This is a genomic window from Brevundimonas sp. AVps23W (genome assembly GCF_058681395.1).
This window is the reverse complement of the sequence record NZ_CM178738.1, coordinates 2,201,482-2,215,821: the sequence shown is the minus strand read 5'-3', so window position 1 is coordinate 2,215,821 and position 14,340 is coordinate 2,201,482. Positions and strand designations below refer to the sequence as shown.

Genomic DNA, 14,340 nt, shown 5'->3' with positions numbered 1-14,340 from the left:
AACAGGGTGACAAACCGCCAAACCGCCAAAGCGCATGCTGTGGCGTTAGGGTCCGCTGAGGCCCTTCGGTTTGGCGCGAAAACAGGGTGACAACCGTGCCAAAGGCGCCGAACGCGCCAGGGAGCGCCTGCTGTGGCGTTGATGGGGGGGGACGGCGCAGGCGGACTGCGGCGCGCGCCCGATGTCAAAGACCGGACGACGAGGCTAACACAGTCTGGAGGCGTGGTTGGTCGATGGCCGTCTGGGCGCGTTAGGGTGTTGAAATGATTAGGTTCAGTTCGCCAAATTAGGAGAGATGACCTTCGTTTGCCTTCCCTGGTTCATCTATACGAACCGCTCTCCTCACATTTTCATTCAGCAGAGCTGCGCTGGAAAGCGGACGTGCCGGACGTCCGTTCGGGGTGGATTTCGGTTCCAGGATTTCGGCGCCGAAAGCGGACGTCTGGCCTCAGACTGCGAAGGGGTTTCCATCGACGTCAGCATTGGGCGGCACGGACAGTCGCGAGGCTCCGACCGGAATCGCGCCTGAGTAAACCATGGTGGACGGGCGTACCGCGCCGCCGCAGCCATAGTCGAGGTTGGACTGTTGGTAGAAGTCCGCCTTGGTACGGGCAATCTTTCTATTGAGCCCTTACGCCAGTGTAGACGTTTGCCCCGCGAAACAGGCTGAACCCTGTGACAGCGCCTTCATCGCCGCGTTCGAAGCGGATCGACATGTCCTGTGCCGTCATGAAGAACGCCGTCTGCGACTCGGCGAACATCTCCATAGGTTTGGCGCCGAACAGATCGCTCTGGAAGTGCAGGCGATCACCTGCGGCTATGATGTGGACCGGTTGGTCTAGCAGCAGATAATCGCCAGCATACTGGCTGTTCAGTGTCGCATCGCCAGGTACCGCAACCTTCTCGATGGCCTGGAATTCGGGCCACCCGTATTCCTCGGCGATACTGCCGAGGATTTCGGCGATCAAAGCCGCCCCGTTGTCACTATTGGTCATCACGACCACGCCTTGGCCTGATTGCGTGTAGCCGTAGAGTTGAGAACGAAACCCTTTTGTGCCGCCGCTGTGACCGAAACTTGTGCTGGCACCGAGATCTTCAACGTAGAATCCGAGACCGTACTGGCCCAGCCCGCGTGTCAACATCAAAGACGCCAGGCTGTGGGGGAGGATGCTTCCTGAGGCGCCAGCCTCCGCCTGCTGGACGGCGATTACGACGCGCGCGAGATCACTCGGCGTACTCCACAAACCTGCCGCGGCGGATTCCGGATAGACGCGCCACTGACCTGGGACGGCTCGGCCATCGCTTTCGTAAGCCGTTGCCGCGAAGGCGCGTGATCCAGGGGGCAACATGGGGGCAAACGTACTTTGGCTCATCCCAAGTCGATCGAGAACTTCGGTTTGCATGTATCGTTCGAAAGGAGACCCGCTGGCTTCTGTCATCATCAGCTGGACGATTTCGTATCCGCCCCCTGAATATCGCCAGGTGCTGCCGGGGATGAGGTCAACCCGGACGGGTTCGGAGTTGGCCGGCGCGACACCGTCCAGTGTCTGCTCCAGTGTCGGCGCTGCCTCATCCTGCGCATACCCGTTGTAGCCATGCACAGTCATGCCGGCGCTGTGGTTGAGCAGCATGCGCAGGGTGACCGCCCTGGTCTGCGTGAACTCGTTTTCCGGAATTTTCCATGAGACGAGTTGGCTATTGGCATCCTCATCGAGGATGAGTTTGCCCTGTTCAGCCAAGCGCAAGGCTCCGATGGCAGCAACCGACTTGCTGATCGAACCTGCCTGGAACAAGGTGTTGACCGTCGCCGGGTGGTCGCCTGCGGCGTCGGCCATGCCATAGGCCCGTGCCCACTCTACCTGGTCGTTGTTGATTACCGCGATGCTGACGGCCGGGACCTGATGGAAGGCCATGCGATCCTTCAGCGTCATCTTCTGACCTTGTGCACCCCTTATGACGACAGGCGTGGTGAGCCCTCGCTCGACACGGTCGATCCTTTCATGGATGGCAAGCCGTTCGGCTTCGTTGGAAGGCGGCGGTGAAGTTGATTGAGCCTCTGCGCTCACACTCCACAGCATCAGCGTCGTGCAAGGCACCAACAAGTGTTTGAGCATCGAAGTCTCACCAAGACGGTCGGGCAGAATCGGTCCGCGCAGTTACACAAGCATCGCCCGACGACAAGGTTGAGGTCTAGGTTCAACAGCGGACGTTCGGAAAGTCCGCAACGGGTCGGGAACCGTCTTGGGCTAGAGCGTGATTCCTTCACACGGAACCGTATCCTGAGTTGACGAGGTAGTTCGCACATTCGGCGGGGCTGAAGAGATTGATGATCTCTCCGGCCTTTCGCCACGTGGCTTCAATGGTTCTGGGCTGGGCGTTGCGCATGAGGTGTTTGAGCTTGGCGAAGACCTGTTCGATGGGGTTCAGGTCGGGGGAGTAAGGGGGCAGGAAGATCATGTGTGCGCCTTTGGCCCTGACAGCGGCGCGGGCGGCCTTGCCCTTGTGACTGCCGAGGTTGTCGAGGACGACGACGTCGCCAGGCGACAGGGTCGGAGCCAGTATTTTCTCGATGTAGACGAGGAAGATCGCACCGTTGATCGGACCATCGATAACCCAGGGCGCGTCGATCCGGTCATGGCGCAGGGCGGCGATGAAGGTCAGGGTTTTCCAGTGACCGAAGGGCGAGTGGCCCTTCAAGCGTCGCCCCCTCGGCCCCCAGCCGCGCAAGGGCGCCATGTTGGTCTTGACCCAGGTCTCGTCCAGGAACACCAGTCGCGACGGGTCGATCCGCCCCTGATGCGCCTTCCAGCGTGCGCGGCGGCGCGCGACGTCAGGCCGGGCCTGCTCCTCAGGCAGCAGTGTTTTTTTTGAAGCTCAGTCCTTCAGCGTGCACGAACACCCACACCGCTCGAGGGCCGGTCTTGATCCCGCGCGCGGCAAGTTCGGCCGTCAGTCCTCTGAGCGTGAACGGCCCTGAGGCGATGCGGGTGCGCAGCCATTCGGCGCAGTCTCCTGACAGCGTGCGAGGCTTGTGGCCGCCGACCTGGCCCGGCGCCACCGAACCTGTCTCTCCAACTCGCTTCGTCCACTTGGACACGCAAGACGGACTGATCCGAAGCGCCGCCGCGATCTCCCGGTGTGTCTCGCCCTCCGCCTTACGCGCCAACGCTCGCTCACGAAGATCCATCGAATAAGGAGCCGTCATCCGGGCTGGCCTCCCATCCAGCACGGATGTTGAATCAGATCACCGCAAACTTGGGAATCCCGATTCCGTCAAAGCGAGCCATGCTCTAGCGGCCGGAAAGCCGACTTTCGAGCGCGCGCTGAATGTCGCGTTTGGGGCCGACAGTGAATGACCGATTTGGCGTATTGCGTAACTGTTGGACCGGCGAGCAAGGCAGTATGCCTTCCGCCTGATGCGGCATTCGGCGAAACTCGACTGGGGGGGTGAAGTCTGCTCCACGCCCTCTGACGAGGTCCGGATTGTCACACGATGGTGGCGATGCGCCGCCTTTTGGCTACGCCGTCCCCTTCGCGACCATCGACCGGGCGACGGCTTCGGCCACCTTGATGCCGTCAACGGCGGCCGACAGGATCCCGCCGGCATAGCCGGCCCCTTCGCCGGCAGGGAAGAGGCCGCGCACGTTCAGGCTCTGGAAGTCGGCGCCGCGGGTCATTCGGATCGGGGATGAACTGCGGGTTTCGACGCCCGTCAGAACCGCCTGGGCGTCGTCGTAGCGGGCGATCTTGCGGCCGAAGACGGGCAGGGCCTCGCGCATGGCGGCGATCACATAGTCGGGCATCAGGGGCGCCAGGTCGGTCGGGCGGACGCCCGGCTTATAGCTGGGGACGACCTCGCCCAGCGCGGTCGAGGCGCGGCCCGCCAGGAAGTCGCCGACCAGCTGGCCCGGCGCGAAATAGTCGCCGCCGCCGGCCACATAGGCGCGGGTCTCCAGCTCCCGTTGCAGTTCGATGCCCGCCAGCGGATGGTCGCTGGGATAATCCTCGGGCGAGATGCCGACCACGAAGCCGGAGTTGGCGTTGCGCTCGTTGCGCGAATACTGGCTCATGCCGTTGGTCACGACGCGGCCCGGCTCGCTGGTGGCCGCGACCACCGTGCCGCCCGGGCACATACAGAAGCTGTAGACGGTCCGGCCGTTTGAACAGTGGTGCGAGAGCGTATAGGCCGCCGCGCCAAGATCGGGGTGGCCGGCGCAAGGACCGAACATGGCCTTGTCGATCCACGACTGCGGATGCTCGATGCGGAAGCCGATCGAGAACGGCTTGGCCTCGATATGGACGCCGCGCTCGTAGAGGGTCTGGAAGGTGTCGCGCGACGAATGGCCGATGGCGAAGACCACGTGGTCGGCCTCAAGCGTCTCGCCGGTGTGCAGGCGCACGCCCCGTAGGGCGCCCTTGTCGAGATCGATGTCGGTGACCCGGTGCTCGAAGCGGTACTCGCCGCCCAGCCGTTCGATCTTCTCGCGCATGGCCTCGACCATGGTCACCAGGCGGAAGGTGCCGATGTGCGGGTGGGCCTCGGTGAGGATTTCCTCCGGCGCCCCGGCCGCGACGAATTCGGTCAGCACCTTGCGGGCCAGGAAACGCGGATCCTTGATCTGGCTGTAGAGCTTGCCGTCGGAGAAGGTGCCCGCGCCGCCCTCGCCGAACTGCACGTTGGATTCCGGGTCCAGCTTGCCTTTCCGCCACAGGCCCCAGGTGTCCTTGGTCCGCTGCCGAACCACCTTGCCGCGGTCGAGGATGATCGGCTTGAACCCCATCTCGGCCAGGATCAGCCCGGCGAACAGGCCGCACGGCCCGGCCCCGATCACGACCGGCCGAAGGCGCTCGGTCTTGGGCGCAACAGCGACAGGGCGATAGGCGACGTCTGGCGTCGGCGCCACGTGCACGTCGTCCGCAAGGCGGGCCAGCACCGCTGATTCATCCCTCACCTCGACGTCAAGGATATGGACTTTCAGAATCGCGGACTTCCGGCGGGCGTCGTGCGCCCGCTTCCATATCGACCAAGAGATAAGATCGTGCGGCGGCACGCCCAGGCGGGCGGCGATCGCGGCGGGCAAGGCCTCCGGCGGGTGGTCGAGGGGCAGTTTGAGTTCTGACAGGCGCAACATCCGGGGCGTTCTAGCCGGTCGAGTCTTTGGATCCTAGGTGCAAGGCCTAGGATGACGGGTGTTGGGTGTTGGGCGCGGGCGTGGCCGTCCCTTTTAATCCGCTCCCGACCTATGCCCCTTCCAGTCGAACAGCTCTTCCAGCACCTGAACCGCCTGGCCGCGTTCGGAGGTCAGGTCGGGGTCGCGGTTCAGGATCAGGCGGGCGTCGTCGGCGGCGGCCAGCATCAGGGCGCGGTGGCGGATCGGGTCGGCGAAGCGGTAGGCGGGGAAGCCGCTCTGTTTCAGGCCCAGGGGGTCGCCGCCGCCGCGCAGGCGGAAGTCTTCCTCGGCGATGACGAAGCCGTCTTCGGTGCGGCGCAGGGTTTCGAGCCGTTCCTTGGCCGTTTCTCCGAGGGCGCCGTCCTGGCCGCCGTACAGCAGGATGCAGGAGCTGGCCTTTGAGCCGCGACCGACGCGGCCGCGCAGCTGGTGCAGCTGGGCCAGGCCGAAGCGGTCGGCGTGTTCGATGACCATGATGGAGGCGTTGGGCACGTCGACCCCGACCTCGACCACCGTGGTGGCGACCAGCAGGGGGAGGCGGCCATCGGCGAAGTCGGCCATGACGGCCTCACGCTCGGCGCCGGGCATCTGGCCGTGGGCGAGGCCGACCGCGACGCCCAGCAGGCGGCGCAGATCGTCGGCGCGGTCGACGGCGGCGGCGAGGTCTATGGCCTCGGATTCGGCGACCAGGGGGCAGATCCAATAGGCCTGGGCGCCGGCGTCCAGCGCCGTCTTCAACCGGGCGGCGACCTCGCCGATGCGGGCCAGGGGGACGACGGCGGTGGTGACGGGGGTGCGGCCCGGCGGCTTCTCCATCAGGCGGCTGACCTCCAGCTCGCCGTACTGGGTCAGTTCCAGGGTGCGGGGGATGGGGGTGGCCGACATGGTCAGCAGGTGGACGGCGCCGATGCGCGGATCGCCCTTGGCCTGGAGCCGCTGGCGCTCGCTGACGCCGAACCGGTGTTGTTCGTCGATGACGGCCAGGGCCAGGCGGTCGAAGCGGACGGCGTCCTGGAACAGGGCGTGGGTGCCGATGGCGACCTGGGCGTGACCTGACGCCAGGGCGGCCAGCTTCTCGCGCCTCTGGCCGTTGGTGTCGCGGCCGGTGAGCAGGACGGAGGCGACGCCGGCCGCCTCCAGCAGGGGGCCGAGCTTTTCGTAATGCTGGCGGGCCAGGATTTCGGTCGGGGCCATCAGGGCGGACTGGAAGCCGCTGGAGGCCGCGTCGGCCAGGGCCAGGGCGGCGACGGCGGTCTTGCCCGAACCGACGTCGCCCTGAAGCAACCGGCCCATCTGTTTGCCGGAGGCCAGGTCGCGGCGGATTTCGGCGACGGCCTGGGCCTGGGCGTTGGTCAAGGTGAAGGGCAGGGCCTGGAGCAGGTGTGAGGAGGCGGCGCCGGGCGCGATGATGGCCGAGGGCTTGATTTCGCGGGCGCGGCGACGGCGGGCCAGGGCCAGTTGGTGGGCCAGGAATTCGTCATAGGCCAGGCGTTGGCGGGCGGGGGCGTCGGGCGTCAGGTCCAGCTCGCCCGCCGGGGCGTGCAGGGTGTCCAGGGCGGCGCGCCAGCCCAGCCAGTTCTGCTTCTTCAGCCAGGCGGGGTCCTGCCATTCCGGCAGGTCGGGGGCGGCGGGCAGGGCGGTCTGGACCAGTTTGCGCAGCTGGCGCGAGGTCAAGCCCTGCGTCGCCGGATAGACGGGTTCGGAGGCGGGGATGTCGGCGGCCTTGTCCAGGGTGACGATGTCCGGGTGGACGATCTGGACCTCGCCGTTGAAGCGTTCGACCTTGCCCGAGACCAGCCGGGTCTCGCCGCGCGGCAGCAGCCGGTCGATATGCTGGGGCGAGCCGCCGAACCAGACCAGGTGAACGAAGCCGGTCGGGTCGCTGGCGCGGACCTTCAGCGGGGCGCCGGGGCGGCTGGGGACGAACAGGCGGTCGATGACGATCTCGAAGATCCCGACCTCGCCGTCCACGGCGGTCGCCGCCTCCATGGGCCGGCGGACGATGACGCCGGAGGGGCTGAGGAAGGCCAGGTCGCGCACCAGCGGCCCCGCCACCTTCTGCACCAGGGGCAGGGCGCGGGGGCCCACGCCCTTCAGGCTGGAGACCTCGGCGAACAGGGGAAAGAGAATCTGCGGACGCATCGCCGGGAACATAGCGTGACCATGACGGGTGGCGAAGTGGGCGAAGGAGCGCTATCTGCGCTTCTTCCATTTTAGGACGCTGAGGTTCGCCACGCGGTGGATCGCGGCTTGAACGTCCTTCAACCTTGCCGGGCCAGGATTGCTTGTGACCGAAATCCCCCAAGACGACAGTGGCGACCAGGCGGCGCTGGCCCGCAAGCAGCGGCTGGGCCGAATCCAGTTCCGGTCCTGGCGGCGCGGCTTCCGCGAGGCCGACATGGTGCTGGGCCCGTTTTCGGACCAGGTGGCGCCGACCCTGACCGACGCCGAACTGGACCAGCTGGAACTGCTGATCGACGAGGAAGACCAGTGGCTTTACGGCTGGATCATCGAGCGTGACCCGACCCCGCCCGAGTTCGAGACGCCGGTGATGGCCAAGGTGCGGGCCTTCATGCGCGAGCATGTGGCGGCCGAGGTCGGCAAAGGCATCGGCTGATGGATCAACAGGTCACTGTGCAGCACCGGACCGACGCCGATCTGGGCGGGGCGCCCGAGGGGCTGGACGCCCTGGTCGTCGCGGAGCGGATCAAGGCCAGCGGCGGGGTCGGCGTGTTTGTGGCGCGCGACTATCAGCGGTCGGGCGGGTTTGTTCAGGCGTTCCGCTTCTTCTCGCAAGACATAGAAATCCTGGAATATCCGGCCTGGGACTGTCTGCCCTATGACCGGCTGAGCCCGACGGCGGGGATCGCCGCCCAGCGGATGGCGACCCTGACGCGGTTGGCCCAGCGCAATCCGGGGGACGCGCCGGTTCTGGTGGTCACGACCGTCGGCGCGGCCATGCAGAGGACGCCGCCCAGGTCGGTGACGACCCAGGCGGGGTTCGAGACCAAGGTGGGCCGCGATCTGGATATCCAGGCGCTGGAGCGGTACTTCGCCGCCAACGGCTATGTCCGGGCCTCGACCGTGTCGGAGCGCGGCGAGTTCGCCGTGCGGGGCGGGGTGGTCGATGTGTACCCGCCGGGCTTCGAGGAGCCGGTGCGGCTGGACATGTTCGGGTCCGAGCTGGAATCGATCCGCACCTTCGACCCCGAGACCCAGAGATCGACGGGGCAGATGACGGCGGTGTCGCTGGCGCCCGTGTCGGAGGCCCTGCTGGACGCCGATGCGATCTCGCGCTTCCGCACCGGCTATCTGAAGCTGTTCGGGGCGCCGGGCGACGATCCCCTGTATGCGACCATCAGCGAGGGCGCGCGGCGTCAGGGCATGGAGCAGTGGCTGCCGCTGTTCTACGAGACGCTGGATTCGCTGTTCGACTATCTGCCGGACCAGGCCCAGATCTTCCTCGACAATCAGGCCGAGAGCGCGCGGGCCGAGCGGTGGGACCTGATCGCAGACGCCTATGAGGGGCGGACGGAAGCGGCGAAAACCAAAGGGCACGCGGCGGCCAATCGGGCGCTGCCGCCCCGGTCGCTGTATCTGGACGCCGGTGACTGGAACCAGGCGCTGGCCGGTCGCGCCGTGCGACGGTTCACGCCGTTCTCGGGCGGCGGCGAGGACGCGGGCGGTCGCCTGGGCCGGACCTTTGCGGCCGAGCGGGCGCAGGACAGCGTCAACCTGTTCGAGGCGGTGGCGGCCCATGCTGCGGCGCTGAAGGCCGACGGCAAACGGGTGCTGTTCGCCTCGTGGACCGAAGGCTCGTCTGAACGGCTGGCGACCATGCTGGCCGATCACGGCCTGGATCATATCGTCGCCGTGCGCGACTGGGCCGATGTGCTGGCCGCGCCGAAGGATCTGTATCTGCGCGGCGTCCTGCCGGTCGAGCATGGGTTTGCGACGGACGATGTCGCGGTCATTTCCGAGACCGACATCCTGGGCGACCGGTTGGCGCGGCCGCGCAAGAAGCGGCGGGCGTCGAACTTCCTGGCCGAGGCCTCGGCCCTGACGACCGGGGATCTGGTGGTGCACCTAGATCACGGCATCGGGCGGTATGAGGGGCTGAAGACGCTGGAGATTCAGCAGGCGCCGCACGACTGTCTGGAGCTGTTGTACGCCGGCGAGAGCAAACTCTATCTGCCAGTTGAAAACATTGACCTCCTGACCCGGTATGGCACCGACGCCGACGGGGTTCAGCTGGACAAGCTGGGCGGGGCCGGCTGGCAGGCGAGGAAGGCCAAGGCCAAGGAACGGCTGCGGGCCATGGCCGAGGGGCTTATTGCGCTGGCGGCCAAGCGGGCGCTGCGCGAGACGGACGCCGTCACGCCGCCGCCGGGCCTGTTCGCCGAATTCTGCGCCCGCTTCCCCTATGAGGAGACGGACGACCAGCTGAACGCCATCGGCGACGTGCTGGAAGACCTGGGCAAGGGCACGCCGATGGATCGCCTGATCTGCGGCGACGTCGGCTTCGGCAAGACCGAGGTGGCGCTGCGGGCCGCCTTTGTGGTGGCCATGACGGGGCAGCAGGTGGCTATTGTGGCGCCGACCACCCTGCTGGCGCGCCAGCACTACAAGACCTTCACCGAGCGGTTCGCCGGCTGGCCTGTGAAGGTGCGGCAACTGTCGCGGATGGTCGGGTCCAAGGAGGCGTCAGAGACGCGGGCGGGCCTGAAGGACGGCTCGGTCGAGATCGTCGTCGGCACCCATGCGGTGCTGTCCGAACAGGTCGGTTTCCGCGACCTGGGCCTGGTTATCGTCGACGAGGAGCAGCACTTCGGCGTCAAGCACAAGGAGAAGCTGAAGACGTTGCGCGCCGACGTCCATCTGCTGACCCTGACCGCCACCCCGATCCCGCGAACCCTGCAAATGGCCCTGTCGGGCATTCGCGAGATGTCGATCATCGCCACCCCGCCGGTCGACCGGCTGGCGGTGCGGACCTATGTGACGCCGTGGGACCCGGTGCTGGTGCGCGAGGCCCTGCTGCGCGAGAAATATCGTGGCGGCCAGGCCTATTATGTCGCGCCGCGCTTGAAGGACCTGCCGGCCATCGAGAAATTCCTGCGAGAGCAGGTGCCCGAGGTGAAATTCGTGGTCGGTCACGGCCAGATGTCGGCGACCCAGCTCGAGGAGGTGATGAGCGCCTTCTACGACGGGGAATACGACGTCCTGGTCTCGACCACCATCGTCGAGAGCGGGCTGGACATCCCGACGGCCAATACGCTGGTCGTGCACCGCGCCGACATGTTCGGCCTAGCCCAGCTGTATCAGATCCGGGGCCGGGTCGGCCGGTCCAAGGCGCGGGCCTTCGCCTATCTGACCACGGATGCGGTCAAGCCGATGACCCTGTCGGCCGAGCGACGGTTGCAGGTCTTGCAGTCGCTGGACAATCTGGGCGCCGGCTTCCAACTGGCCAGCCACGACCTGGACCAGCGCGGCGGCGGCAATCTGCTGGGCGACGAACAGTCGGGCCATATCCGCGAGGTCGGGGTCGAACTGTATCAGCAGATGCTGGAAGACGCGGTCGCCGAGCTGCGCGAGAAGGGCGAGGGGGCCACTGTGGATCGCGGCTGGTCGCCGTCGATCAATGTGGGCGCTTCCGTCCTGATTCCAGAGGAATACGTCCCGGACCTGAACGTTCGTCTGAGCCTGTATCGCCGCCTGTCCGACGCCGAACAGGCCGAGGATCGCGAAGCCCTGGCCGCCGAACTGATCGACCGGTTCGGGCCCCTGCCGGACGAGGCGCAGCAACTGCTGAAGATCGTCGGCATCAAGTCGAACTGCCGCCGCGCCTGTATCGAGAAAATCGACATCGGGCCGCGCGGGGCCGTGCTGACCCTGCGCGACAACAGCTTCCCCAATCCCATTGGATTGGTCGGGCTGATCCAGAAGAACCAGGCCTTCTGGAAGATCCGGCCGGATCAGAAGATCGTCGTGACGGGCGACTGGCCGACGGCGGAGGACCGGCTGAAGGTGGCGGAGCGGATCACGGCCGATCTGGCGCGGGTGGCGGGGGCGTAGAGGCCCCCGCTGCGGCTCTCGTACTCGGGCTTGGCCCGAGGACATGGCGTATCCCATAGTGCAATGTGATTGTCTGGCGTCAGCTCAAGGTGTGAAACGACAGGGACGCATCGCCGTGGCAAGGGCCGGCCTCCGGCCTGTAAGCGGACACGGTGATGGTCTGTTCGGGGCGGGAAGCGGACTCAAGCTTTGCTGGGCGCGGCCACCGCATCAGGCAGAAATCGAACCTCGGCCTGTGTCCAGCAGTCGCTCCACTGCGTGGCGACCATTGAACCGCACAAGCACGCTCGGTTCGGTCCGTCGCACCCGTCCGATCCGCAACAGCCATTATCCGCACCAGCGGAAACCATACTGTCGGTCAGAACGTCCTCGGGGTTGGAGGCAATCGCGCCAGGCTCAGAATGGACTTTGCGCCCTACGATCTGGTCGCCCTGGAATACATCGACGGCGTCTTGGCCGCGCAAGCGGATCAGCACGCCCTTGGGAACAGCTGGGTTTCGATCAACAGCGGTACGGTCGTAGTCGCCCTCTGCTCCCCACTCGCATTGTCCGGTGAGAGGTCGTCCGCAGCAGGCGCAGGCGATTTGAACTGTCATCCGACAATTGTGCGGGACAGACGGACTGTCCGCAACGGGTCGAACGCGGTCGCGACCTTTCGGTCCAAAAGCGGACCGGCCGGTGAAGGATGGTCAGCTGTCGTGCGCTCGGTCAATGGTGGCGACCGTTAGCTTCCGATCAGGACGCATAATGGTTGCTCCTAAACCTTCCTGACGACAAAGCTCGGTAACTTCCGAAATGGCCGCTTCGTCATCATTAAACACCAGCGTGCCGAGTTGGGCTTTTCTGTCGCCGAAGTCCCATTCGACCTTGTATTTCGGCATCGCTGTTCCTCTGGGTCATATGCGCTGATCCTACACAACAGCGGCGGTGCAGCAATGTCCGCAACGGGTCGATTTGCGAATTGGGCGTCACCGCTGAAACCAGACGTTCAAAGAGATCGCCCACGAGCTGACACCCCAGAGTTCGAATGGGGTAGCTGGCGGAAATGTCTCTTCGCGAGTAACTGCAGCTGAACGTTGAGGGGCAAGTCGTGGGACGTGTGAACGAGGGCTTGAAGATTGTCGCGTTTTCGACATGCGCCGCCATCATCTACGGCATCATTCACGATCAAGTCACTGCGCACTTGTGTGTTGAGTATTTCACTTTCGCTCATCCACCAGTGTTTCCAACGAATTCTCCGTTCCTCTTGGCAATTGGTTGGGGGATTCTCGCAACGTGGTGGGTGGGCTTGGCGTTGGGGGTGGGGCTTGCCTTAGCCGCCCAGGTCGGTCGTGCGCCGACAATCCCTCTCCGCGCGCTTCGACGACCGATATTGCTTATGATGGGGGTGTGCGGGGCTGTGGCGTTGGCGGCTGGGTTGCTTGGCGCTGCTCTAGTTTGGTCTGGAGCTTTCGCCGCTCCAGGTTTCTGGGGCGCTGTGCTTCCAGAGAACAAACACGTTCCGTTCTCGGCCGCAGCGTATGCGCATCTCGCCAGCTATGCCTCAGGAGCCGTTTTCGGGTTGATCCTCGTGGTTCGGACCATTTGGTTGCGTAGGCGTCTGGCCAAAACGAATGTCCGCTAGGGCTGAAAGCACGCTTTAGTTTAGGCGCCGATCTCGGCCGGTTAAATCGTTACGGCGCGCAATTTTACATCTCGCGGCGCCCGCCCGATGGGGCGAGGGCGATGGCCAACCCCTACCGCGTCTTGTCGAACAAGTCGGCGGAGGCGCGTTCGAGGAGGGCGCCGGCGGATTCGCCGGGGCGCATTTCGGCGGCGCCGACGTCGAACTCGGCGACGAAGGGCGAGCGGTCGGGGCCGGCGTCGAAGGCGGTGCAGCCGATGACGGCGGCGATCCGTTCGGCGGCCAGGCGGGCGGCCTCGCCGCGTGTGGCCGGCAGCGCCAGAGCGAAGACCTCCTTGGCCAGGCGGGCCGGCGTATCCTCGACCCGCACCAGGCGCGAGACCATGGCGCCGATCTGGGGCAGGGCGCGGTCCAGCCAGCCGCCTTGGCGGGCCCAGGCGACAGCCTCGTTCTCACGCACCCGCAGCACGCAGACTGAGAGGGGACGTCGTCGGGCGCGCGAGGCGTCGGCGACCCGCGCCAGATGGGCGGCGAACAGTTCCGGGGTGAAGAGGCCGGTCGTGGCGTCCATGACGTCCAGGCCCCGAACCGAATCCAGCGCCTTGCGGATGGTCAGGTAGCGGCGGTGCGATTTTGCCAGGGCCAGCAGGCGCTCGGCGGTTTCGTCTTCACGGGTGTCGGCGGTGGCGACGTCGGAGAAGCCCCGGTTGAACAGCTCGTCCAGGCTCATCTCGCTGCCGCCGCGCAGATAGAGCATCAGGGGGATGTGATAGAGGCGGGTGTTGCGCTTCATGCCCGAGGCGATGGACAGGGCCGGGGCGTGATCCTTGGCCCCCCACAGGACGGCGGCGTCGAACGGGCTTTCGTGCAGATAGTCGAAGGCGGTGTAGGGGGTGGGGGCGGCGACGACCTCGACCCCGGCAGAGGTCAGGGCGTTCGACAGGGCCAGGAAGCGGCGCTCCGCCACGCCGGCGGCCAGAACTCGCAAGGGCGAAAGGTCGGCGCCGTCCGGCTGTAGATCCAGGCCACGCGCGGCGAAGGTGGTGCAGCGAAGGTCGAACTCCTCTTCTGCCACGGCCGCGCGGGTCATCTGTTCGAGACGCAGGGCCGCCTGGGCCGGATGGGGCGGGGTGGTGACGGCGAGGTCCGCGTCAGCCGCAGCACCGCGCGGCGCGCCGACCACCATGACCGGCAGGCTGCGCGGCTGGGCGGCGGCGCGCAGCCGCGTGATGGCGTCGTCCTGATACGAATCGAAATCGATCACGGCGGCGTCCAGCGGGAAGTCCTGAAGCGTCGCTTCGGCTGCGGCCAGGTCGCGCGCGGTGACGGTCGTCCAGCCGAGGGCGTCCAGTCCGGCCGCCAGCGGCCCGATCCGGCCGTCCTGTGCCGCCAGGATCAATACACGCGCGTCGAAAGCCAAGTTGGTCGTCTCCCCCGGACGTCCGTGCGCCCCTTGCCCGTACAGGCTGTCCG

The 14,340-nt window shown here is 66.1% G+C and carries 8 protein-coding genes; 2 read left to right on the top strand and 6 right to left on the bottom strand.

The window, feature by feature from the left end; all coding sequences use genetic code 11:
- Positions 1-620: 620 nt before the first annotated feature.
- The 4 genes from ACW177_RS10760 to recG all read right to left on the bottom strand — a co-directional run bounded on the left by ACW177_RS10760 (position 621) and on the right by recG (position 7,313).
- Positions 621-2,114, bottom strand: coding sequence for a serine hydrolase domain-containing protein (locus ACW177_RS10760; RefSeq protein ID WP_492025712.1), 1,494 nt, complete (start codon positions 2,112-2,114; stop codon positions 621-623).
- 148 nt (positions 2,115-2,262) lie between these two features.
- A protein-coding gene (locus tag ACW177_RS10755; RefSeq protein WP_267515012.1) for an IS630 family transposase occupies positions 2,263-3,205 on the bottom strand; the annotation gives its coding sequence in 2 pieces (ribosomal slippage) (positions 2,263-2,868 and positions 2,870-3,205; 942 coding nt in all).
- 313 nt (positions 3,206-3,518) lie between these two features.
- The gene (locus tag ACW177_RS10750; RefSeq protein ID WP_492025711.1) at positions 3,519-5,132 is read right to left on the bottom strand and encodes an NAD(P)/FAD-dependent oxidoreductase; all 1,614 of its coding nucleotides are present in this window, start codon (positions 5,130-5,132) and stop codon (positions 3,519-3,521) included.
- A gap of 93 nt (positions 5,133-5,225) precedes the next feature.
- Positions 5,226-7,313, bottom strand: coding sequence for an ATP-dependent DNA helicase RecG (recG, locus tag ACW177_RS10745; RefSeq protein WP_492025710.1), 2,088 nt, complete (start codon positions 7,311-7,313; stop codon positions 5,226-5,228).
- A 145-nt stretch (positions 7,314-7,458) separates the two neighbouring features.
- On the opposite strand from recG, the gene ACW177_RS10740 reads away from it, so the two are divergent.
- The gene (locus tag ACW177_RS10740; RefSeq protein WP_346496910.1) at positions 7,459-7,788 is read left to right on the top strand and encodes an FAD assembly factor SdhE; all 330 of its coding nucleotides are present in this window, start codon (positions 7,459-7,461) and stop codon (positions 7,786-7,788) included.
- Positions 7,788-11,243 (top strand): transcription-repair coupling factor, encoded by a 3,456-nt coding sequence (gene mfd / locus ACW177_RS10735; protein ID WP_492025709.1) that lies wholly within the window; start codon positions 7,788-7,790, stop codon positions 11,241-11,243. The genes ACW177_RS10740 and mfd overlap by 1 nt, the downstream gene beginning before the upstream one ends.
- Positions 11,244-11,932: 689 nt before the next feature.
- Here the strand turns inward: mfd and ACW177_RS10730 are convergent.
- Both ACW177_RS10730 and ACW177_RS10725 read right to left on the bottom strand, forming a co-directional pair.
- The gene (locus tag ACW177_RS10730) at positions 11,933-12,124 is read right to left on the bottom strand and encodes a hypothetical protein (protein WP_492025708.1); all 192 of its coding nucleotides are present in this window, start codon (positions 12,122-12,124) and stop codon (positions 11,933-11,935) included.
- Positions 12,125-12,979: 855 nt separating this feature from the next.
- Positions 12,980-14,287 (bottom strand): diguanylate cyclase domain-containing protein, encoded by a 1,308-nt coding sequence (locus tag ACW177_RS10725; RefSeq protein WP_492025707.1) that lies wholly within the window; start codon positions 14,285-14,287, stop codon positions 12,980-12,982.
- Positions 14,288-14,340 lie beyond the last annotated feature (53 nt).

Coding starts and splice junctions, on each gene's coding strand:
- ACW177_RS10730 (WP_492025708.1), bottom strand. CDS start 12,124: ATGCCGAAATACAAGGTCGAATGGGACTTCGGCGACAGAAAAGCCCAA.
- ACW177_RS10750 (WP_492025711.1), bottom strand. CDS start 5,132: ATGTTGCGCCTGTCAGAACTCAAACTGCCCCTCGACCACCCGCCGGAG.
- ACW177_RS10760 (WP_492025712.1), bottom strand. CDS start 2,114: ATGCTCAAACACTTGTTGGTGCCTTGCACGACGCTGATGCTGTGGAGT.
- mfd (WP_492025709.1), top strand. CDS start 7,788: ATGGATCAACAGGTCACTGTGCAGCACCGGACCGACGCCGATCTGGGC.
- recG (WP_492025710.1), bottom strand. CDS start 7,313: ATGCGTCCGCAGATTCTCTTTCCCCTGTTCGCCGAGGTCTCCAGCCTG.